This window comes from Methanolobus sp. ZRKC5 (assembly GCF_038446525.1).
Classification (GTDB): Archaea; Halobacteriota; Methanosarcinia; order Methanosarcinales; family Methanosarcinaceae; genus Methanolobus.
In genome coordinates, this window is the sequence record NZ_CP151792.1 from 1,575,708 (window position 1) to 1,597,776 (window position 22,069).

Sequence of the window (22,069 nt, forward strand, 5' to 3'; positions counted from 1 at the left end):
TCACATAGTTTCCAGTTGTTTTGAGTAAATCCAAAACGCTAATATACAGAAATCCCTTTTAAGACTAACAATGACCACCAACATCGCAGTACTTGTTTCAGGAAGAGGATCAAATCTTCAATCAATTATTGACAATATCGAAACGGGCTACATCAAAAACGCAAAGATATCCGTCGTAATTAGCGATGTTGGGGATGCCTATGCCCTTGAGCGTGCCCAGAAACATGGGATAACCGATGTTTTCATAGACCCTTCTGATTTCTCAAATAAGCAAGATTATGAAAAAGATATATTGGAAGTCCTGAAAGACAACGATGTTGACCTTATACTTCTTGCAGGATACATGCGCATAGTAGGAAAAAACCTCATTGCAGCATATCGAAACAGAATAATAAACATCCACCCTGCATTGCTCCCTTCTTTCAAAGGACTGCATGCACAGCAACAGGCTTTTGATTATGGCGTGAAAGTTAGCGGTTGCACAGTACATTTTGTTGATGAAGGAATGGATACAGGCCCTATAATCATCCAGAAATGTGTACCTGTCCTTGATACAGATACTGCTGATGACCTCGCAGCACGCATACTTGAACAGGAGCACAAAGTCTACCCGGAAGCAGTCAAACTATTCGTTGAGGGTAAACTTAAAGTGGAAGGTAGAATTGTAGTACACTCATAAATCAATACTCATTTATTTCTGGCAAAGCCAGGAAATATTTCACAAATATATTACTATCGAATCTAACGGTTGGTAACAATGTCTCATATCTCAGAAGTTGACCCGGATATTGCAGAGGCCCTCAGGCTGGAAGCAAACCGCCAGGATTACAAATTGAACCTGATCGCATCAGAGAACTATGCAAGCCGCGCAGTAATGCAGGCGCAGGGCTCTGTAATGACAAACAAATATGCTGAAGGCTATTCAGGAAAGCGCTACTACGGCGGATGCGAATTCGTTGATATTGCAGAAGACCTTGCCATTGAGAGAGCAAAGGAGATCTTCGGTGCAGAACATGTGAATGTCCAGCCACACTCCGGATCCGGTGCCAATATGGCATGTTATTTCTCAATAATCAAACCCGGTGACACCATAATGTCCATGGACCTTACACACGGTGGTCATCTTTCACATGGAAGCCCTGTTAACTTTGCAGGACAGCTCTATAATATAGTACCATATGGTGTTGACAAGGAAACAGAAGCCCTTGATTATGATGCGCTTATGGAAATGGCAAAAGAGAAGAAACCACGGATGATAGTTTGTGGTGCTTCAGCATACTCAAAAACAATTGATTTCAAGGCATTCAAAGATATAGCTGATGAAGTAGGAGCATACCTGCTTGCAGATATCGCACACATTGCAGGACTTGTTGCTGCCGGCGCACACCCAAGCCCTGTACCTTACGCAGACTTTGTCACAACCACAACCCACAAGACACTCAGGGGTCCAAGGGGTGGAATGGTCATGTGCAAAGAAGAATATGCAAAGGGACTGAACAAGGCAGTGTTCCCTGGAATCCAGGGCGGTCCGCTCATGCACATCATCGCAGCAAAGGCTGTTGCATTCAAGGAAGCCCAGGGAGATCAGTTCAAGGCAGACCAGTTCCAGACTGTAAAGAATGCAAGTGTCCTGGCAACTGAACTGCAGAACAATGGTTTTGATATTGTTTCAGGTGGAACGGACAACCACGTAATGCTCTTGAACCTTAACAAGTTCGACATCACAGGAAAGGAAGCAGAAGCTGCTCTGAGCAAGGCAGGCATTGTGCTCAATAAGAACACCATTCCATTTGAGACAAGAAGTCCGTTCATCACAAGTGGAGTCAGGATCGGCACACCCGCTTCAACAACCAGAGGAATGAAAGAAGACGACATGAAGGAAATTGCAGGGTTCATAACAGAAGTTATCAACAACCTCAATGACGACACAGTCCTCCATGGAATCAGCTCCGATGTTGAGCAGCTTTGCAGCAGATTCCCGATATACAAACAATAAATAATCAAAAAGCAATCCTGTATAGGGAAAATATCACAGGTGTTTGCATAATGTCAGAAGAGAACTACGATTCCAGGAAGATAGATGGGAGAAGCCTGTCAAAGAAAGTGGAAGAACAGGTTAAGCAGGGAGTTGACAAGCTTAATGCAGAGAAGGGAATTATTCCCGGACTTGCAACAATACTTGTAGGCGAGGATCCGGCATCCAAAATGTATGTGCGCCTCAAGCACAAGGCATGTGAAAGGGTCGGCATACATGCAGAGGATCACAACATGCCGCATTCTACCACCCAGGAAGAACTCATGGAACGCATCCATGAATTGAACTCAAGGGAGGACATACATGGGATTCTCCTCCAATTACCTCTTCCAAAACAGCTTGATGATAAGTCTGCAATGCTTGCCATCGACCCTGCAAAGGATGCAGATGGATTCCATGCGTATAACATGGGCAAACTTCTGATAGGTGAGGAGGGTCTTGTACCCTGCACTCCGAAAGGTGTCATAAGAGCACTTGAAGAGTACAATGTACCAATACAGGGCAAGCATGCAGTTATTGTCGGACACAGTAACGTTGTGGGAAAACCCATGGCAGCAATGCTTGTAAACAGGAATGCAACAGTTTCTGTATGCCATGTTTTCACAGATGACCTCAAGAAGTTCACCCTTGATGCCGATATCCTTGTTGTCGGTACAGGAGTCAAGCATCTTATCAAAGCAGATATGGTAAAAGAAGGTGCAGTGATCTTTGATGTAGGCATCACCGAAGAGAACGGCAAGGTTTACGGCGATGTTGATTTTGATAATGTGGTGAAGAAAGCTTCACTGATAACCCCGGTTCCCGGAGGCGTTGGACCAATGACCATAGCTATCCTCATGGAACATGTGCTTACGGCAGCAATGAATGCCTGATAAGCACTTTTATATTTTATAAACTAAATACTATTTTATCTACTTATCTAACCCTGAATTAATACTACCAGGTTGAATAATGGTTGTTGATGTTGACATATGCGGCTTGAAGGTTGGCGATGAACACCCCGTGAGATTAATGGGAGTTATCAACCTGAGCAAGGAATCCTTCTACAAGGGTTCGGTTGTTAGTACTGATTCTCTTCTTGATGTTGCACAAAAAATGGTTGACAGTGGTGCGACCATATTGGACATAGGCGCCCGTTCTACATGGCCGCTTGCAAGTCCCGTTATTGGAGAGGATGAGGAATTGGACCGCATGATTCCTGCACTGGATATCCTGAAGGACAATGTAGATACTCTCATTTCCGTAGATACAGTATATGCCAGCGTTGCAGAAGAATCACTGAAACACGGTGCAGATATTATCAATGACGTATCAGGATTCACCATAAACCCGAGAATGATCGATGTCGTGGCGCAATATGATTGTCCGGCTGTTGTTATGGCATCTGAAAAAATACCAGGAGACCCTATTGGTATGGATGCCATCATGAAATGCCTTGCAACGATAATTGACAGGGCTGCTTCCAGAGGAGTTGACACGGAGAAACTCATACTGGACCCTGCCATCGGCAAGTGGATTGCTGAAAAGGATCCGATATTTGATTTTGAGACCATCGACCAGTTCGAGAGCCTTAAGGTATTTCAGAGACCACTGCTTGCAGCCGTATCAAGGAAGTCCTGCATCGATGCTGTGCTTCACGAGCCTGCAAGTGAAAGGTTATATGGAAGCCTTGCTGCAACTGCAATTGTGGTTCATAAAGGTGCTCACATCATAAGGACACATGACATCACTGAGACAAAGGACGTTGTTGAAGTTGCAAGTGCAATGAGAAAAAAAGAACAGACTGTGAAATCCGGTGATTTTGAAGTTGCTATTGTGGATATAGTTCACCCTGATGATGCTGAATACATTATGAAAAGTATTGGAGTAACCGGCACAGGTGCGAAGGTCATGAAGAAGAAGACCGTGAGCAAGGTGATACGTGTGAACAATATCACCACCACTGAGGCTCTGATAATCAAGCAGGAAATACTGGCCAGAGGTGGAGATGCTGCCCTTGAGCGTAATGCCGTGTCCCATGAAACTGAAAGGACAGATGTACTAATAATAGGTACACTGTTGCAACTGGAAAAACTGGTCCACAAGCTCTCATTCCAGGCACGTAATCTGCCACTCATTGCAGAGATGATAGCAGAAACACTTGAAAATGATATGGATGTTGAGCATCGATACCTGAGGGAACTATGATTATCTCATCTGCAAAACCCTTTGAAGAGATATTGGAACTGCTAAAGGACGAGAATGATATTTTTATCATAGGCTGCAATACCTGTGCTGCAAGACAACATGTTGGTGGCGAGCCAGAGGTCATCGAGATGCAACAACGCCTGGAAGAAGCAGGAAAGCATGTTATCGGCTGGGTACTCCCAACTGCTGCCTGCAGTGTTACATCCTATGATTCACTCATTGAAAAGAACCCTGTTATCAGGGATGCAAAAGCAATCATTGTAATGGCGTGCGGAAGCGGGGTTTCTATTGTTTCCAGAGTGACAGAAGTGCCAGTTTACTCTTCAAACAACACGGATTCCCTTGGTGGACGCTCGCAGGGAGAAGTCATCCCCGAACTATGTGCAATGTGCGGTGATTGTACGGTCTATTATTTTGGCGGAATATGTCCCAAAGCGCAATGTCCAAAACAGCTTTTGAATGGTCCCTGCGGAGGAGCTATTGATGGGAAGTGCGAAGTAGACCCCGAAAAGGATTGTGCATGGGAACTCATATACAAGAAACTTGAAAAAGCTGGCAGGCTTGACCTGCTGGAAAAGGTTTGGGATGCCGAAGAGGATATTGAATAATTTGTATTACTGGAGTAATACTCTCCTGAAATTCCACATTCATTTCTAAATGTAAACCTAAATTCCGCGATGATTTTAAAAATCAAACCTGCATATACCCCTAAGATGTCCCGTACTTTCAAAGACAAACTCTTATCAAACGATTTTTTAATTACGGCAGAGGTCAGTCCCCCTAAAGGAACAGACTTAAGCGGTGCTCTTGCTGATGCACAACTTATCAGGGACTGGACTGATGCCCTCAATGTTACCGATAACCAAAAAGCAATAATGCGTATGAGCCCGCTTGCAGTGAGTAAATCACTGCTGGATGCAGGTCATGAAGTGATAATGCAGCTTACATGCAGGGACAGGAACAGGCTTGCACTACAATCCGACCTTCTGGGAGCTTATGCGATGGGCATCAGGAATATCTGTATTATGACAGGTGACCACACTACAAAGGGCGACCACCCCCGGACAAAACCGGTCTATGACCTGGATTCTGTTCAGCTTCTTAGCATCATTAAAAAAATGAAAGAAGGGCATGATCTTGCAGGGAACAAAATTGAGAATCCGCCGGATTTTGTAGTAGGTGCGGTTACTAACACCGATTCTTCAAAGATGGCACAGATGATGAAGCTGCGTAAAAAAACAAGAACAGGAATCGATTTTATGCAGACTCAGGCTGTTTATGATATAGCACAATTTGAAACTTTCATGGAATCCATCGGTGATATTGAGATCCCTATAATTGCCGGAGTCATTCCACTCAAATCTGCAAAGATGGCACGTTTTATGAACCAGAATATCCCCGGTATCAATGTGCCTGCTGAGATAATAGAAAGGATCGAGCTGGCTGAAAAACCAATCGATGAAGGTATTTCCATCTGTGCAGAAACTATTACCGAACTTAGAAAACTCTGCTGTGGCACTCACATTATGCCTATTGGCAAACATGATAATACACCTAGAATACTTGAAATGGCCGGAATCAGGAAGAACGACCAATGATGAAAACGCAAGTTGACCATGCAAAAAATGGTACCCTCACACCTGAGATGCTTGAAATTGCAACGAAAGAAGGAATTGAAAAAGGACTTATCCGGGAAAGAGTTGCTAACGGCAGCCTTGTGATAATGACACGCAAAGGATGCCCGCCTGTTGCCATTGGAAAAGGTGCCAGCACCAAGATCAATGTGAACCTTGGTACATCTTCGGCCGCAATTGATCCGGATTCAGAAATGCAAAAGGTGAAGATCGCACAGAAATATGGTGCAGCTACCATTACAGATCTTTCCATGGGAGGAGATATCTCAGCTATCAGGAAGATGGTGTTTGAGAACACAGAACTTCCTGTCACAACTGTTCCCATTTACCAGACGATTGTTGAGTGTGGAATGGACAGTGTTACTTTTGATGACATCCTTACGTACCTCAAAAAACATGTTGAAGAGGGAGTCAGTTCACTACTTCTCCATTGTGTTGAAAGGGAAATGCTGGAAAAACTGAAAGGTTCCGGGAGGGTCATGGGTATGGTATCCAAAGGCGGATCCTTTACAAGCAGCTTCATGCTACTCAATGATTGCGAGAATCCTTTCATAGAACATTTTGATGAGATAATGCAGATACTCAGGAAAAATGATGTTGTACTCTCTCTGGGGAACACCATGAGAAGCGGATGCATCCATGACCTGAAGGATAGTGCTCAGTTAATGGAGATAGAAACAAATGTCGCCCTTGCAAAAAGAGCGAATGAGATGGGCGTGCAGGTAATCATTAACGGAATGGGAGGCCACATCCAGGCATCAGAGATACCGGCTTCTGTCAGATCATACAAGGAAAAAGCCGATTTCCCGTTATTTGTAGCAGGCCCCCTGCCAACCGATGTCGCTGTGGGGTATGACCACATAGCAGGAGCTGTGGGTGCAAGCATGGCAAGCGGTGCAGGTGCAGATTATCTATGTTACATCACTCCTGCAGAGCACCTCTCACTTCCAACCCCAGAGCAGGTAAAAGAAGGACTTATTACTTTTAAGATAGCAGCCCACATCGGTGACTCAATGAAATATGGTTTAAGTGACAGTGACCTCATGCTTGCCAGAAAAAGAGCCGCTTTTGACTGGAAAGGACAGGCAGAACTCGCCATTGACCCGGACAGACCTACACAGATGTGTCCGGAAGAAGGACCCTGCTCTATGTGTGGAGATTACTGCGCAATTAAAATAATGAAAAGTTATCTTTCAGGAGGGGAATAATGAAGGCTGATTTTCCATCATTGCAGATGTTTGGTATAAAGACCCCACTTATCAAACCAGGGGATAATATTTCAGAGATCATAATGGATTCCCTAGAGAAACAGGGAATGCAATTCCAGGACAATGACATTCTTATCATTGCCGAATCACCACTGGCAACGGCTGAGAAACGTCTGGTTCGTCTTGCAGATGTAAATCCCGGAGAAAAAGCAAAGATACTTGCACAGGAGTACCAGCTTGACGCCCGGGAAATGGAACTCATACTTCAGGAATGTGATGAGATATTCGGTGGTGTTCCAGGAGCCGCACTTACCATCACAAAGGGAACACTTGCACCCAACGCAGGAATAGATAGCTCGAATGCACCGGATGGGCATGTTGTTCTTCTCCCGGAAAACGCACAGCAGAGTGCAGGCAAGATTCGCAGGGAGATTAGAGAACGCTGCAGGTGTAAGATCGGAGTTATCGTTGGCGATAGCCGCACGCAACCTATGAGGCTTGGATGTGTTGGTATTGCTCTTGGAACATCAGGCATGGTTCCTGTTGAGGATGCCAGAGGTACACTTGACCTTTTTGGAAAAGAAATGACGATTACCCGCAAAGCAGTAGCTGACAACCTTGTATCTGCTGCCCAGTTACTAATGGGAGAAGCAGGAGAAAGCGTACCTGCAGTACTTGTAAGAGGTGCAGCTGTCCAGATAGTTGAAGATGACATTGAAATGCCTTTATTCACAAGTGATGAATGCATGTATTATAGCAATATAAGAAAAGCATAAACACTTCTGTACTATTTTTTAAGCTTTAACATAACTATAGAAATCCATAGAAAAAGTACAACTCATTAAAACTATATAGCACGGCCGATAAAAAAATAGCAAACTTAACTACATATTCTATTGGTACAAAATACAAATGTTCAGAACCAAAAATCCTGGCACAAAAGAAATAAGTAAATTATCCGTTCAGGGATAACTTTTTCTTTTTTGTTTAAATTAGAGTAATTATCTTTTATCAAAAATAATCAAAAGGAAAAGATAATTTACATATATCTTGCTTGCCTATTATATAATAATAGAATAAAAGGTACAATTAGGGTTTATTTTTAAAAAATAAAATATAATAGGCCTTATTTGGCCAAAAATGAAACGATACATTAATATATGGTTGTCCTGTCAAAACTAAAGGTGAATAATTAAATTAATCTTCTTTCAAATTGAGGTATTACAATTCATAGACCAAAAAAAATAGAAGTTCGAAACCTTGTTAAGATATTTGGTAAAAACCCTCATAAAGCAGTCTCTTTAATAGAAAAGGGAATCTCAAAACAGGAAATTTTTGAGAGGACTAAACAAACAGTCGGTCTTTATAAAGTAAGTTTTGATGTTTACGAAGGTGAAACTTTTGTACTTATGGGACTATCGGGTTCAGGTAAATCAACGCTTTTACGCTGTCTGAACCGTCTTATTGATCCAAGTGACGGACATATCCTCATTGATGGTGATGATATTGCCACAATGAATGACAAAGAGCTAAGGGAAGCCAGAAGAAAGAAAATGAGCATGGTTTTCCAGGGCTTTGCTCTTCTGCCCCATAGAACTGTTATTGATAACGTAGCTTTCGGGCTTGAGATACAAGGTATGCAGAAAGATGAGAGATATGTCAAAGCAGAAGAAGCTATTTCCAAAGTTGGTCTTAAGGGCTATGAATCAAGCAAAACATCACAGTTGAGCGGAGGGATGCAGCAAAGAGTGGGACTTGCACGGGCTCTTGCAACTGATCCCGACGTGCTGTTGATGGATGAAGCCTTCAGTGCACTTGACCCGCTAATAAGATCTGAGATGCAGGATGAATTGATCGCACTTCAGGACAAACTCAAAAAAACTATTGTTTTTGTATCACACGACCTGGATGAAGCCCTGAAACTGGGGGACCGTATTGCAATTATGAAAGATGGAGTTATCGCCCAGATAGGAACTGCAGAGGAAATACTCACAAACCCGGCAGATGACTATGTATCAGAATTCGTTGCCGGTGTGGATAGGACAAAAATTCTCACAGCAGAGAATATCATGAAACGACCGGAACCTGTGGTATCTATTAATTCCGGACTCAAAGTTGCACTGCAACTGATGAAAAAACATGGAATATCATCTATATTTGTGGTTGATCCTGAAAAGAAGATTAAAGGAATACTTCTCATTGATGATGCTGTCCAGGCTGTCAAGGACAAGAGAACATTGCATGATGTGTTGATAACAGACGTGCAAATCGTTGCACCCGACCTGCCCATCAAAGATATAATCCCGATGATGACAGACAGAAATTTTCCGCTGGCAGTTGTAAATGATAATCAGAAGATAATAGGTGTTATTGTCAGAGGTAGCATCCTTGGTGCTCTGGCCATAAAGGAGGATGATTCGAATGGTCTTACCTGAACTTCCAATAGGGGAAACTGTTGAATCAAGTGTTTACTGGCTGAATGATAATTTCGGTTTTTTGATGGATATCTTCAGTGAATTCATAGATATTCTCATATCCGGATTCAAGGATATACTATTATTCTTACCACCTATTGCATTCATTCTTATCGTTACTATCTTTGTTTATTTTGTTTCCAAAAAGAACCTTAGACTTGCAATCGGAACCGCGATCGGGTTTTTGCTCATAGAGAATATGGACCTGTGGAAACTTTCCATGGAAACCATAGCCCTTGTGTTATCATCTGCCCTTGTGGCTCTGTTGGTAGGTATTCCAACCGGCATTCTGAGTGCAAAGAATGAAACTGCGTACCATATAGTTAAACCAATACTTGACTTCATGCAGACAATGCCTTCTTTTGTGTATCTTATTCCTGCAGTGATATTTTTCGGATTGGGTAATGTTCCCGGCCTTGTTGCAACAATAGTGTTTGCAATGCCACCGGCTATCCGCCTTACCAACCTCGGCATCCGACAGGTTCCTGTTGAATTGAACGAGGTTGCAAATGCGTTTGGAACAACACCGATGCAAAAACTGTTCAAAGTGGAGTTGCCTGTTGCACTCCCGACAATCATGGCTGGTGTAAACCAGTGTATTATGCTCTCGCTTTCTATGGTTGTTATTGCAGCTATGATCGGTGCACGAGGACTTGGATATCAGGTACTTGTAGGCATCCAGAGAGTAGATATCGGCCAAGGATTTGAAGCTGGTCTTGCAATTGTGATAATTGCAATTGTACTTGACAGACTGACACAAGGCCTTACACCTAAGAAATAACATAAATTAATATTTACAGACCTTCGTGGTCTATTTATAATATATATAAAGTGTTGTGATAAAGTGAAAAGCAAATTAAAAGTTATTTCAGTACTCATAATGCTTGCCATGCTTGTAATGGTAAGTGGATGTGCGGACCAGGATACAACCGGAGATGCCGGTGAAGAAGCTACTACAAAGGAAGCAACTATCGGATACGTTCTCTGGGATGGCGAAATAGCCAGTACCAATGTCATGAAACTTGTCCTTGAAGAGGCAGGCTATGATGTAGAGATTATCGCTGTGGATGCAGGTGCACTCTACCAGGGACTTGCAGACAGCCAGTTCGATTTTACAACATCTGCATGGCTTCCCCAGACCCAGAAGAACTACTGGGAAACATACGGAGAAGACATTGATAGTGTCGCAGTGAACCTTGAAGACTGCCGCATAGGACTTGTTGTTCCATCATATGTTACCATTGATTCAATTGAAGAGCTCAATGCAAACAAGGAACAGTTCGATGGAGAGATCATAGGTATCGATCCCGGAGCAGGAATCATGTCAACAACAGAAACTGCAATCGAGGAATACGGACTTGATTACGAGCTTATTGCAAGCAGCAGTGCAGGCATGGCAGCTGACCTTAAGAGTTCAATAGATGATGAAGAATGGACTGTTGTCACATTATGGTCACCACACTGGACATTCAACAGCTTTGACGTGAAATACCTTGAAGATCCAAATGGAATTTTTGGTGAAGCAGACCATGTTGAAACCCTTGCAAGAGTAGGTCTCTCAGAAGATGACCCTGAACTCTATGAGATCATTGGAAGGTTCCAGTGGACCCATGACGATATCCAGTCTGTTATGTCAGACCTTGTAGGCGGTATGTCAGAAGAAGAAGCTGCTCAGAAATGGGTAGATGCAAATCCTGAAAAAGTAAGTGAATGGATTGCAGCAGAATAAGGGGTTTACTCTTATTCTTTTTTTTATTTATCCAACTATATTAATTTATAAACAAAAAGGAGTGATAGCTTGAGATATAATTTTTTGAAAATATTAGGATGCTTTCTAGTAGCAATTGCCTTAATGAGTGCAGGATGCACCTCACCTGCTGAAGAAGGGGCACCTGAAGAAACAACACAGGAACCTGTAACAATAGGAGTTATCCAATGGGATGATTCACGTGCTGGTGCAGCTGTATTCACACAGATCCTTGATGAAGGAGGATATGAATATGAAACCATTACTGCTGATCTTGGCGGTCTTTACCAGGCTACTGCACAGGGAGATATCGATGTCCTAATTTATGCATGGCTGCCGGCAACTCAGGCACCTTACTGGGAGCAATACGGAGACAAACTGACCAAAGCACAGGTTGTTGCTAGCGGTGCAAAGTGCGGACTTGTTGTTCCTGATTACGTACCAATAAACACCATCGAAGATCTTCAGGAAAACGCTGATAAATTTGATGGTACAATCAATGGTATTGAACCTGGCGCAGGTATAATGCAAAACACAGAAAGCTGTATTGTGGATTATGAGCTTGATGGTTTTGAACTTTATTCAAGCAGCACTGTGGGAATGGTCACAGAACTTCAGAGTAAGGTTCGCAATGAAGAATGGGTAGTTGTTACTCTCTGGAGACCACACTGGAGTTTTGCTCGTATAGAAGGTCTTAAATTCCTTGAAGATACCCAGGGAATCTACGGAGAAACTGACGATCTTGTAATTCTTACTAGAACAGGATTTGAAGAAGAGAACCCTGAGTTCTTCCAGCTTATCCAGAACTTTGAGATGGACCTTTCAGACATAGAATCACTAATGATTGATATTGATGGAGGTCAGACACCGGATGAAGCAGCGGCTGCATGGCTTGCTGAAAACCCGGAAAAGATGAATGAAGTTCTTGGAAACCAGGAATAAAAGAATAAAATTCAATCGAACATTTGAGAGAACTTGGTTCTCTCATTCTATTTTTACTGTTCTTTTGCGCTTTCAAGTCCATAAGCCTGCATTATCATATGATATTCAGAAGCAGGCATCCTTGAATAGAATGCTCTTTTGATGACCTCACTAAGTGATGGATGGATATCCATTGCATACATAATCGGATCTATACTCTGGGTTTCAGTATACATCAATGGAATTATCTGGTGAATTAGCACTGATGCTTGGGGGCCTATGATATGAGCACCAAGAATCTTCTGAGCTTTGCCATCAAGGATAACTTTCACGAATTCATCCCCCAAGGACATTGCCACGCCTTTTGCTGTTTCCTGGAGACGGTAAAAACCAATCACTATACCTTCTTCTCCGTATTTATCAATAACTTGTTTTTCATTCATTCCAACGCTGGCTATTTCAGGATATGAGAATACAGCATGTGGAACTGCATGATAGTCGACCTTCACCTTATGTTTCAGAGCAGCGTTGTAGTAGACAACTGATGATTCATGGTTTGCAACATGCTTGAACAGGTATTTTCCGTTAGCATCACCGAATGCCCAGACATTCTTCATGGAGGTTTCAAGGTGCTCATTGACCTTTATCCATCCACGTTCATCTGTCTCAATTCCTCCAAGTTCAGGTTTCAATATATCAGTATTCGGGCTCCTGCCGGTTGCAACAAGTATCTTAGAAGCTGTAACTTCTTTTTCCTCACCGGTCTGACGATGTTTTGCAATCACAGTCTTGCCTTTTGATGAAGACTTTACCTCAACAACCTCGTAGTCTGTGAGGATTTCCATGTACTCTGACATCATCTTCTTCGCAAGTACAGAAACTTCAGGTTCCTCTTCTGGAATGAACTGTGCATTCCTGCCTATTATAGTGACCGTGGAACCCATGGCTGAAAAGAAGTGTCCGTATTCAGCAGCAATATATCCGCCTCCGATGATAGCAAGACTTTCGGGGAGTTCAGTCAGTTCCAGTACTTCATCACTTGTGAGAAAATCAATCGTGTCCAGTCCTTTCACAGGAGGTATTGCAGGCTTTGAACCTGTACACAAAAATATCATTTTGGCGCTGATGGTTTCCCCAGCAACCGTCATGGTGTAAGGAGAAACGAACTCAGCTGTTTCATTGTAGAAATCCATTCGGGGAATATGAGTATAACCATGTCTGATATTTTCAATGTCTTCTGATATTGAACTGCGCATCCTGTCCATCACTGACTTGAAATCAATACTTTCAATTGATGCTTTGATACCGAAATTACCTGCATGCCCGATATCCCTTACAAGCTCTGCAGGGTAAAGAAGCATCTTTGAAGGTATACAGCCTCTGGTAAGACAGATTCCTCCCGGTTCATCTTTATCAATGAGAGCAACTTTCATTTCAGGATCTGCATCCATCATTGCAGTAACATAATTCATCCCGGAGCCTGTGCCTATTACAATAAGATCGTATTCTTTCATTTGATTCCCCACAGTATAATATTCCTATGAACATTGGCCGCTATACGTATAATTATTTCCGATAGAACTCTGATATATTAAGTGATACAAAAGCAGGATGAAGAACAAATATAAGTAATAATCCATATTAATATTATAATACCAACATACAAATACGAGCTAGCATCAATGACAAAAGAAAAAAAAGCCAACGAAGAAAGAGAGCAACTGGCCAGCAGAATAGGATTTCTGTTATTATCAGCAGGATGTGCCATCGGTCTTGGCAACATATGGCGCTTTCCATATATTACAGGGAAATATGGAGGAGCTGCTTTTGTCCTTATTTACCTTGCGTTTCTCGTTCTGCTGGGATTTCCCATTCTGCTTATGGAATATTCCATAGGTAGAGCAGGGAAACTGAACATTGCAGGTGCTATGAGAAAACTGGAGCCTGCGGGCAGCAAATGGCATATATTCGGATATATGGGCATTATAGGAAATGTTCTGCTCGTTATGTTTTACACTACTGTGGCAGGCTGGGGACTTGCATACATATATTATTCACTCACCGGAAGTTTTAGCGGACTTGAGCCACAAGAAGTAGGTAACTTTTTTGTGACATTCCTCAGTAACACTTTAGAAATAGTATTCTTGATGGCTCTTGTCGTATTCATTGGTTTCTGGGTTTGTTCAAAAGGACTTCAGAATGGAGCTGAGAAGGTTAGTAAAAATCTCATGGCAGGAATGATTCTAATTTTACTGATCCTTGTCTTTAAATCTGTAACTCTTCCGGGAGCATCTGCAGGAATTGACTTCTATCTGAAACCTGATTTCAGTCTGATAGGAAGAGAGGCTGTTTATGCAGCCATGGGACAGGCATTCTTCACATTAAGCGCAGGTGCAGGAGGAATGGCAATATTTGGAAGTTACATTGGAAAGGAGCGTTCACTTGTCGGAGAATCAATCAATGTAGTTGCACTGGATACTTCCATTGCCCTGCTTGCAGGACTTGTGATATTCCCTGCAGCTTTTGCTTTTGGAATAGATGCTGGCTCTGGGCCTGAACTCATTTTTATGACCCTGCCCAATATATTTAACCAGATGGTTGGAGGACTTATCTGGGGTGTTCTTTTCTTTGTGTTCCTTTCCTTTGCTGCAATGTCAACGGTTATAGCTATTTTTGAGAATATAATGGCATTCACAATTGATGAATGGGGATGGACACGCAAAAAAGCAGCTTTTGTTAATGCTATTGGAATCTTTATTCTTTCTTTGCCATGTGCACTTAGCTTCGGTCCACTAAGTAGTATACAACCTTTCGGACCTGGTAGTGGAATACTGGATCTTGAGGATTTTATCTTCAGTAATAATATTCTCCCAATTGGAGCTCTCTCAATAGTGATGTTCTGCACGCTAAAAATCGGATGGGGATGGAATAATTTCATAGAAGAGGCAAATACCGGAATGGGGAAGAAAATACCGGAATGGGTCAGTCCATATGCAAGATACATATTGCCTATTGTTGTTTTGATAATACTTGTTCAGGGATGGTTGAACCTATTTAAATAAAATAATAAATAACAGCAAAAAATTTAAATGAGGTCTATAGAGCCTCATTTATTGAACAAGAGAGAAACAATCATTTTAATTATCTTATGCTATATAGGTGCTTTTGAGTATATAATTATACCAATACATTACAGATGAATAAAAACAATGGTTTTTCATGTTAAGCTTTTTTTTAATGACAATGCGTCCATGATTTGAGATTATAATAATGGTAACTATTCAGCCTGATAAAAACACTATCAATAGCAATCTTGACAAAAAGTTGAGACCTACATTTTATTAGGATCATTAATTTTGATTGTTGTCATTGATTGCTTTTTTGATTCTTAGGTTGTTAGTGAGCAAACATCTCCGTTTTGATTAAATCAGTATCAATAGGCTAATTGTGGTAGGCTGAATAGTTACTAATAATGTAACTATTCAGCCTGACTGTTTTAATGATGCAAAAAACAATATACTATGGCTTCATTCTATGTGTTAAAAAATATTCAGTAAAATATCATAAAAAACGTCTATCAATCTGAGGGGATTTGTATAGACCGCGAAGAAATACTTGCAGTTTATGAAGCTGGTCCAGAAGCAGTAGTAGAACTTGTAACTCGATTACTTGGGATAATTGAACATCAATCTCTCCAAATTGCACAACTTGAAGAGCGTGTCAGGCATTTGGAAGAAATGCTTGAAAAGAATAGTCGCAACAGTAGCAAACCACCTTCTACTGATTCTTATGCACGGAATAAACCAACCGTTAAAAGTCAAAGAAAAAAGACCAATAAGCATGTAGGTGGTCAAAACGGTCATCCTGGTACTACATTAAGAATAAATGATGATCCGGATGAAGTTATTGTTCATCCTGTTAATCAATGCGTCAATTGTGGGAGATCGTTAGCTTCTGTTCCCTCTGACTATGAAAGAAGACAGGTCTTTGACATTCCTCCTATAACTATCAATTGCATTGAACATCGTTGCGAGATTAAAACATGTCCCAAATGTTCTCATGTAAACAAAGCTCTTTTTCCAGATGGTGTAACTCAGCCGACTCAATACGGTCATCGAGTTAAGTCATTTGCAGTTTATTTGCACACTTACCAATTACTTCCTTATCAGCGTGTTACCAAGTTGTTCTCTGATATTTTGGGATGCAAGATAAGTCCTGCTACTTTGGTGAACACGGAACGTAGTTGTTTTGAGAAGCTTGGAGCTTTTGAAAATACAGTGAAACATCTCCTGAAAGAATCTCCTGTCATCAATCTGGATGAAACAGGAATGAGAATAAATGCAGTTCGTAATTGGCTTCATGTGGCAGGTACAGACAAACTGACCTATTATTTTGCACATCGCAAAAGGGGCTCAGAAGCAATGGATGCTATGGGCATATTACCAGGTTACACTGGTGTTGCAACACATGATTTTTGGAAACCGTACAACAAATATGAATGTCAACATTCATTATGTAATGCACATTTATTACGAGAGTTAACTGGAGCTTCCGAAAACAGGGATCAACAGTGGCCAAAGATAATGAGTGATCTCTTGATATGCATTAAACATCATGTTGATAATGATCTTTTAGATACTGAGCTAATTCAAAGGTTCAGTGAGGATTATGATCACATAACTTGTTTAGGAGTGAATGAAAATCCTCCTGATCCGGAATCAAATGTGCGGTCTAAAAAACGAGGACGTAAGAAGCAGACCACGGTAAAGAATTTGCTGGATAGGTTTATTGGCCATAAAGAGGATATCTTGCGATTTATGTACGACCAAAACGTTCCGTTTGATAACAATCAGGCTGAAAGAGATATCAGGTACTTTCCGCAGTGAACAGGGTGCAAAAAATTTCTGCCGTATAAGAGGATACGTGTCTACTGTTAATAAGAATTCTGAATCTGTTATCGATGCAATTAGTGCAATATTTTATGACAATTCATTTGTTCCAAAGTTGCAGAATTGATCGTGGATGAAGAAATCAGCTTGGTGGAAGTGAGCTAGGCTGAATAGTTACATAATAATTACAAAAGATAGCCAAACAGATATGCAAGTGAACCAAGCTGCATCACATTGATAGTTCTTTCTCTTAACCTTCCAACATTACTTTTTGACATGTCCCTAAGAAGGGATTTTGAAATAAAGATGTAGAAGATCACAGGAATCATAATCAAAATCAGGAAGAAAAAGTCATGATAAAGAAGAGAATCTATATTCACAAAATACGGAAGTGGGTCGAGTATCATAACCAATACATACAGGATAACAAAAACTGAAGCTGCAAATCCTGATGACGTCCTCAATGGAAGGGTTTGTACACCAAATTCCCTGTCACCTTCCATATCCCTGATGTCAATCATTATCTCAAAAGCCAGTCCAACGATGAAACCCATTATTGCATAGTAGAAAATCAATGCCTCTATTACATAGTCTGATACTAGCGTTCCAACAAGGATCATGGAAAGAAAACCGTAGGCCATTATGATATTTTTGACTAAAAATATCTTTTTCAAATAATAACTATAAGCAAAAAAAAGAACTGCATTGAAGATCAATAGTAAAGAAACAATTTGATTAAGCCCCAGGGACACTAAAAAAGAAAGAATGAGACTTGCCACACCCACATATAGAGCAGTTTTTCTCTTTATTTTACCCTGTGCAATAGGCCTGTCAGTCCTACAGTTTGCCCTGTCAATCTCAAAATCGAAGTAATCATTTACAGCAAAGAAACCCATACCAAGAAAAACAACAGATATTGATGCTAGACCATATTCAAAAATATGTCCTGAGATATCAGATGATAAAATTCCTGATAAGAATATAGTAAGGGCACCAAACAATGCATTTTCAAATCGGACCAAACTCAAAAAAGACCTGATCGAAAACGAGTTTTTCATATTGCTAACCAAATTCAATCAGGAATATCTGCCATTTTCAGAGATACCAGTGACATTAAGTCATCAAGTTCATCAAGAGAGTTCATCTCATCAGAACTTATCAGAAGCTCGACCTCATTGTCTGATTCAATATAAGCACATGGAAATGAAACATTTTCAATGTCATATTTTTCAAGGAATTCGTCCTTGTGTAGAAATTCTACCGGAAATTTCAGTCCTGAAACAAATTGCTTCCAGCCACTTTTCATGCCCACGTTGCCATATGTAAGACCACAAAGATTGCAATCATATGTGGATGGTGAAGCGATCTTATGAACATAATCCTCTATCGAATTAAAAATTCCACTGTCCGCATTATAAACAAAAATAATCTTTTTCGTCCCCATGATTAACACCCTTTTATGAAGGATGGTTCCATGTTACTTTAGAATTGCTTTTTTTCATATTAAATTATGGGATACATATTACATTTGATTCCAGACTAAATCAGGGTCAATGATTCCCATCACCATATGCATGCACAATCAAAATAACAATAAAAGATTGTAAGAATCAATAGTATCAGAATAACAAATAGATTAGTTTGTGTTAAAATCAATTTAGAAAAAAGAAAGTAGTAGTTAGTGTTGAGTGAGTTGGCAGCGATCCAGAGTTCCCGAAGACTCTCATACTTCAGTACAGTAAGGAACGCTGGCGGGCTTATCTTCTGTGTTCGGGATGGGTACAGGAATTGCCCCGCCGCTATGGCCGCCAATCTCTCTCATGATGAATTTTAAACGGTAAAGCCAAGGTCCGGATTCGAACCGGAATGGAATCGCTCTGCAGGCGATTGCGTAGCCGCTCCGCCACCTTGGCAATGAGCGATTCATGAATGAATCCATTGCATTTATACTTTACCATAAGGTCATGTATATTAAACATGCACATATCAGATTTCGCCTGGACAAAGCAAGACGGACAGGCACGGATGATTAGTAGCCGCGGACTGAACACCTCGTTGCCTTGGTGCTTACATCCCGACCCTATCAAACCGGTCTTGTACCGGAATCCTTAACGTAGTCTCTTTTCAAGTCAGATTTCGAGCTTAGATGCATTCAGCTCTTATTCCTTAGCGCGTAGCTGCTCAGCAATGCCCTGTCGGACAACTGATACACCAGTGGCGCCGCTACTCTGTTCCTCTCGTACTAAAAGTAGCTTACCCTCAGACTACAGACACCTCTAGTAGATAGTAACCGACCTGTCTCACGACGGTCTAAACCCAGCTCACGATCTCCTTTAATAGGCGAACAACCTCACCCTTGGCCGCTGCTGCACGGCCAGGATGGAAAGAACCGACATCGAAGTAGCAAGCTGCCGGGTCGATATGTGCTCTTGCCGGCAACAACTCAATTATCCCCGGGGTAACTTTTCTGTCATTTTTGACTCGCACCAAGCGAGTACAAAAGTTCGCTAGAACCGACTTTCGTCTCGTCATCCACTACTGTGCTGAATAACGTCAGGCTGACTTATGCTCTTGCACTCTTCAGTGGGTTTCCGACCCACTTGAGTCAACCTTTGTGCGCCCTTGATATCTTTTCAAGGGCGTCCCGCCCCAGGCAAACTGCCCACCTATCGGGGTCCTCCTCTCGGAGTTAGGGTCGTAATTTCAGAAGGGTAGTGTCCCAATGGCGACTCCACCAATGCTGGCGCACCGGTTTCGACGTCTCCTACCTACACTGTACATCCAAAATCACAACCCAACGACAGGCTGCAGTAAAGCTCCACGGGGTCTTCACTTCCCCCTAGAGGTCTCTAGACTGTGCACTAGAAAGTAAGCTTCACCGGACTCTGGCTAGGGACAGTAGAGCTCTCATTGATCCATTCATGCAAGTCGCCAATTAAGCGACAAGGTACTACGCTACCTTAAGAGGGTCATAGTTACCCCCGCTGTTTACAGGCCCTTCGATCCGTTGAACCGGAGTTTCAGGTACCTGCACTGAGCAGGATTCAGAGATCGTACTAGCCCTTACGGGTTTGCGATCTCCTATGTTGATATTAGACAGTTAGAGCTCTCTTGTCACTGCGACCTGCTGTCTTCACAGCAGGCACTCCTTCTCCCGAAGTTACGGAGCTAATTTGCCGAATTCCCTTAGCCAAATTGTATCCGACACGCCTTAGCCTTTTCAGCTAGGGGCACCTGTGTCAGTTCTCGGTACGGACCCTTGACTTCCTTTTCACGGGTTCCCGGGTGCAGCTGACTTTCGCCATAACACATTCGCCCGCTTCTCGCCATTACGGCTCTCCACGGGATTAGGTGCTTAGACGGCGCGACGGCGCCGCTCAACCTGCCCAAAAACGTCAGTTTATTGTCAAGAGGTACAGGAATATTAACCTGTTTCCCTTTCGGCGTACTCGAATTACGGTACGTCTTAGGACCGACTAACCCTCGGCTGACGATCATTGCCGAGGAAACCTAGCCCCTTCGGCGGATAGGATTCTCACCTATCTATGCTGTTACTATTACCAGGATTTTCGTTTCCGCACGGTCCACAGGACTTCACAGCCCTGCTTCTGCCCGAACGCAACGCCTTCCTACGAGATTACCTTGCGGTACTCCGTGGTATCGGTGGTCGACTTGAGCCCCGTCCATTTTCGGGGCCCCAAACCTCGACTGGTGGGCTGTTACGCACTCTTTAAAGGATAGCTGCTTCTAAGCTAACCTTCCAGCTGTCTAGGGCTTAGGACGCCCTTTAGTATTAACACTTAGTCGACACTTGGGGACCTTAACCACGGGCTGGGTTTTCTCCCTTACGGACTACAGGCTTACCCCAGTAGTCCGGACTCCAACTTTCTTAGACGACGGTGAGTTTGGAGTTTGACAAACGGCTGAGGGATTTCTCCCCCGGGACCATCAATCAGTGCTCTACTTCACCGACTATCTCCAGTTAGGTCATGCTACGACATGTTTCGGAAGGAACCAGCTGATGCCGGGTTAGATTAGCCTTTCACTCCGAGACGCAGGTCACACGAATGATTTGCAGATCAATACCGCTTGCGGTCCTCCACGTAGCTTTCGCCACGCTTCAACCTGCCCACGCCTAGATCACCCGGCTTCGGGTCGTACCCTAATGACTCCACGCACTTGTATACGCCGCTCCTCACCTTGCGGTTGCGAGCATGTTGCTTTCGCTTCGGCTTCCTATGTAAAAAGTTAGCCATCGCCATTTGAATACACTCCCTGGCCCGTTCTTCAAAACGTAAGATATAACATTGGCAATAATGCCCGTACTGCAGCCTCGCGGCTGTTTCCTTCGCATTAAAGATCCTTTAACGCTATATCGCTCCATCACCTTCAGGTTTCAGGCACTTTTAACCTCCCTTCTTGGGGTACTTTTCAGTTTTCGGTCACCCTACTAGTTCACTATCGGTCTCAAGAAGTATTTAGTTTTGGAAGTTGGTGCCTCCCAAATTCACGCGAGAATTCCAACTCACGCTACTCAGGCTATAATCCGGATCCTTTAATCGTTATCTAAGTGACTATCACACTCTATGGTTTAACGTTCCAGAAAAATTCGATTTCGATTAAGTGGGATCTTTAGAAAAAGCCTACAACACCACATCTCCCACATGTTACCAGTGGGATTCAGTTTGAACTGTACCGTGTTCATTCGCCATTACTAACGGCATCTCTTCGATTTCTTTTCCTGCCCCTACTAAGATGCTTCAATTCGGGGCGTTCCCGATCAGTATTGATCAACACACAAAATGTGTTAGGAAGACCCATTAGGAAATCCCAGGTTCATAGGCTCCATGCACCTACCCTGGGCTTATCGCAGCTTGGCACGTCCCTCATCAGCTCTTGAGCCGAGCCATCCACCTGAAGGCATAATTACCAGAGTCCATCTCACTTTGTCCAGTGAGCGTCTGATATATGCAT

At 42.4% G+C, this 22,069-nt stretch carries 16 protein-coding genes, 1 tRNA gene, 2 rRNA genes and 1 pseudogene; 14 read left to right on the forward strand and 6 right to left on the reverse strand.

The features are described 5' to 3' along the window. The first annotated feature begins 70 nt into the window (after positions 1-70). From purN to WN948_RS07875, 12 genes are all read left to right on the forward strand, one after another. Positions 71-679, forward strand: a complete 609-nt coding sequence (gene purN, locus WN948_RS07820; RefSeq protein ID WP_342303670.1) for a phosphoribosylglycinamide formyltransferase — start codon at positions 71-73, stop codon at positions 677-679. A 78-nt stretch (positions 680-757) separates the two neighbouring features. Continuing rightward, entirely contained in the window at positions 758-1,996 is a 1,239-nt protein-coding gene (glyA, locus tag WN948_RS07825; RefSeq protein ID WP_342303671.1) for a serine hydroxymethyltransferase, read from the forward strand. A 50-nt stretch (positions 1,997-2,046) separates the two neighbouring features. Further along, complete coding sequence (locus WN948_RS07830) at positions 2,047-2,907, forward strand: tetrahydrofolate dehydrogenase/cyclohydrolase catalytic domain-containing protein (RefSeq protein ID WP_342303672.1); 861 nt, start codon at positions 2,047-2,049, stop codon at positions 2,905-2,907. Between the two features lie 79 nt (positions 2,908-2,986). Beyond that, the gene (folP, locus tag WN948_RS07835) at positions 2,987-4,222 is read left to right on the forward strand and encodes a dihydropteroate synthase (protein WP_342303673.1); all 1,236 of its coding nucleotides are present in this window, start codon (positions 2,987-2,989) and stop codon (positions 4,220-4,222) included. Beyond that, positions 4,219-4,830 (forward strand): methylenetetrahydrofolate reductase C-terminal domain-containing protein, encoded by a 612-nt coding sequence (locus tag WN948_RS07840; protein ID WP_342303674.1) that lies wholly within the window; start codon positions 4,219-4,221, stop codon positions 4,828-4,830. The genes folP and WN948_RS07840 overlap by 4 nt, the downstream gene beginning before the upstream one ends. A 105-nt stretch (positions 4,831-4,935) precedes the next feature. Beyond that, positions 4,936-5,820 carry a methylenetetrahydrofolate reductase gene (locus WN948_RS07845; protein WP_342303675.1) on the forward strand — a complete coding sequence of 295 codons (885 nt, stop codon included), beginning with the start codon at positions 4,936-4,938 and terminating at the stop codon, positions 5,818-5,820. Then, complete coding sequence (gene thiC, locus WN948_RS07850; RefSeq protein ID WP_342303676.1) at positions 5,817-7,064, forward strand: phosphomethylpyrimidine synthase ThiC; 1,248 nt, start codon at positions 5,817-5,819, stop codon at positions 7,062-7,064. Before WN948_RS07845 ends, thiC begins: the two co-directional genes overlap by 4 nt. Beyond that, positions 7,064-7,840 (forward strand): coenzyme F420-0:L-glutamate ligase, encoded by a 777-nt coding sequence (gene cofE, locus WN948_RS07855; RefSeq protein WP_342303677.1) that lies wholly within the window; start codon positions 7,064-7,066, stop codon positions 7,838-7,840. Before thiC ends, cofE begins: the two co-directional genes overlap by 1 nt. A gap of 555 nt (positions 7,841-8,395) precedes the next feature. Continuing rightward, positions 8,396-9,499: a glycine betaine/L-proline ABC transporter ATP-binding protein gene (locus WN948_RS07860; RefSeq protein WP_342306435.1), complete on the forward strand. Its 1,104-nt coding sequence runs from the start codon at positions 8,396-8,398 to the stop codon at positions 9,497-9,499. Then, the gene (locus WN948_RS07865) at positions 9,486-10,319 is read left to right on the forward strand and encodes a proline/glycine betaine ABC transporter permease (RefSeq protein WP_342303678.1); all 834 of its coding nucleotides are present in this window, start codon (positions 9,486-9,488) and stop codon (positions 10,317-10,319) included. Before WN948_RS07860 ends, WN948_RS07865 begins: the two co-directional genes overlap by 14 nt. A 63-nt stretch (positions 10,320-10,382) precedes the next feature. Further along, positions 10,383-11,267 (forward strand): glycine betaine ABC transporter substrate-binding protein, encoded by an 885-nt coding sequence (locus tag WN948_RS07870; protein WP_342303679.1) that lies wholly within the window; start codon positions 10,383-10,385, stop codon positions 11,265-11,267. Between the two features lie 123 nt (positions 11,268-11,390). Then, positions 11,391-12,227: a glycine betaine ABC transporter substrate-binding protein gene (locus WN948_RS07875; RefSeq protein ID WP_342303680.1), complete on the forward strand. Its 837-nt coding sequence runs from the start codon at positions 11,391-11,393 to the stop codon at positions 12,225-12,227. A gap of 53 nt (positions 12,228-12,280) precedes the next feature. Here the strand turns inward: WN948_RS07875 and WN948_RS07880 are convergent, their stop codons facing one another. Next, entirely contained in the window at positions 12,281-13,720 is a 1,440-nt protein-coding gene (locus tag WN948_RS07880; RefSeq protein ID WP_342303681.1) for a dihydrolipoyl dehydrogenase, read from the reverse strand. A 168-nt stretch (positions 13,721-13,888) separates the two neighbouring features. On the opposite strand from WN948_RS07880, the gene WN948_RS07885 reads away from it, so the two are divergent. Together WN948_RS07885 and WN948_RS07890 are read left to right on the forward strand one after the other, a co-directional pair. Beyond that, positions 13,889-15,268, forward strand: a complete 1,380-nt coding sequence (locus tag WN948_RS07885) for a sodium-dependent transporter (RefSeq protein WP_342303682.1) — start codon at positions 13,889-13,891, stop codon at positions 15,266-15,268. Between the two features lie 528 nt (positions 15,269-15,796). Next, a pseudogene (locus WN948_RS07890) lies at positions 15,797-17,222 on the forward strand (IS66 family transposase). Positions 17,223-17,280: 58 nt separating this feature from the next. Here WN948_RS07890 and WN948_RS07895 read toward each other — a convergent pair. From WN948_RS07895 to WN948_RS07915, 5 genes are all read right to left on the reverse strand, one after another. Then, positions 17,281-18,123: a UbiA family prenyltransferase gene (locus WN948_RS07895; protein ID WP_342303683.1), complete on the reverse strand. Its 843-nt coding sequence runs from the start codon at positions 18,121-18,123 to the stop codon at positions 17,281-17,283. A 44-nt stretch (positions 18,124-18,167) separates the two neighbouring features. Further along, a complete protein-coding gene (locus WN948_RS07900) occupies positions 18,168-18,539 on the reverse strand; it encodes a hypothetical protein (protein WP_342303684.1) in 372 nt (123 codons plus the stop codon). A 247-nt stretch (positions 18,540-18,786) separates the two neighbouring features. Further along, positions 18,787-18,908, reverse strand: a 5S ribosomal RNA gene (gene rrf, locus WN948_RS07905). Between the two features lie 28 nt (positions 18,909-18,936). After that, positions 18,937-19,008, reverse strand: a tRNA-Cys gene (locus tag WN948_RS07910). 98 nt (positions 19,009-19,106) lie between these two features. After that, positions 19,107-22,033: ribosomal RNA gene (locus WN948_RS07915) — 23S ribosomal RNA — on the reverse strand. Positions 22,034-22,069: the final 36 nt, after the last annotated feature.

Coding starts and splice junctions, on each gene's coding strand:
- WN948_RS07840 (WP_342303674.1), top strand. CDS start 4,219: ATGATTATCTCATCTGCAAAACCCTTTGAAGAGATATTGGAACTGCTA.
- WN948_RS07880 (WP_342303681.1), bottom strand. CDS start 13,720: ATGAAAGAATACGATCTTATTGTAATAGGCACAGGCTCCGGGATGAAT.
- WN948_RS07885 (WP_342303682.1), top strand. CDS start 13,889: ATGACAAAAGAAAAAAAAGCCAACGAAGAAAGAGAGCAACTGGCCAGC.
- WN948_RS07830 (WP_342303672.1), top strand. CDS start 2,047: ATGTCAGAAGAGAACTACGATTCCAGGAAGATAGATGGGAGAAGCCTG.
- folP (WP_342303673.1), top strand. CDS start 2,987: ATGGTTGTTGATGTTGACATATGCGGCTTGAAGGTTGGCGATGAACAC.
- glyA (WP_342303671.1), top strand. CDS start 758: ATGTCTCATATCTCAGAAGTTGACCCGGATATTGCAGAGGCCCTCAGG.
- purN (WP_342303670.1), top strand. CDS start 71: ATGACCACCAACATCGCAGTACTTGTTTCAGGAAGAGGATCAAATCTT.
- WN948_RS07865 (WP_342303678.1), top strand. CDS start 9,486: ATGGTCTTACCTGAACTTCCAATAGGGGAAACTGTTGAATCAAGTGTT.
- thiC (WP_342303676.1), top strand. CDS start 5,817: ATGATGAAAACGCAAGTTGACCATGCAAAAAATGGTACCCTCACACCT.
- WN948_RS07900 (WP_342303684.1), bottom strand. CDS start 18,539: ATGGGGACGAAAAAGATTATTTTTGTTTATAATGCGGACAGTGGAATT.
- WN948_RS07845 (WP_342303675.1), top strand. CDS start 4,936: ATGTCCCGTACTTTCAAAGACAAACTCTTATCAAACGATTTTTTAATT.
- WN948_RS07875 (WP_342303680.1), top strand. CDS start 11,391: ATGAGTGCAGGATGCACCTCACCTGCTGAAGAAGGGGCACCTGAAGAA.
- cofE (WP_342303677.1), top strand. CDS start 7,064: ATGAAGGCTGATTTTCCATCATTGCAGATGTTTGGTATAAAGACCCCA.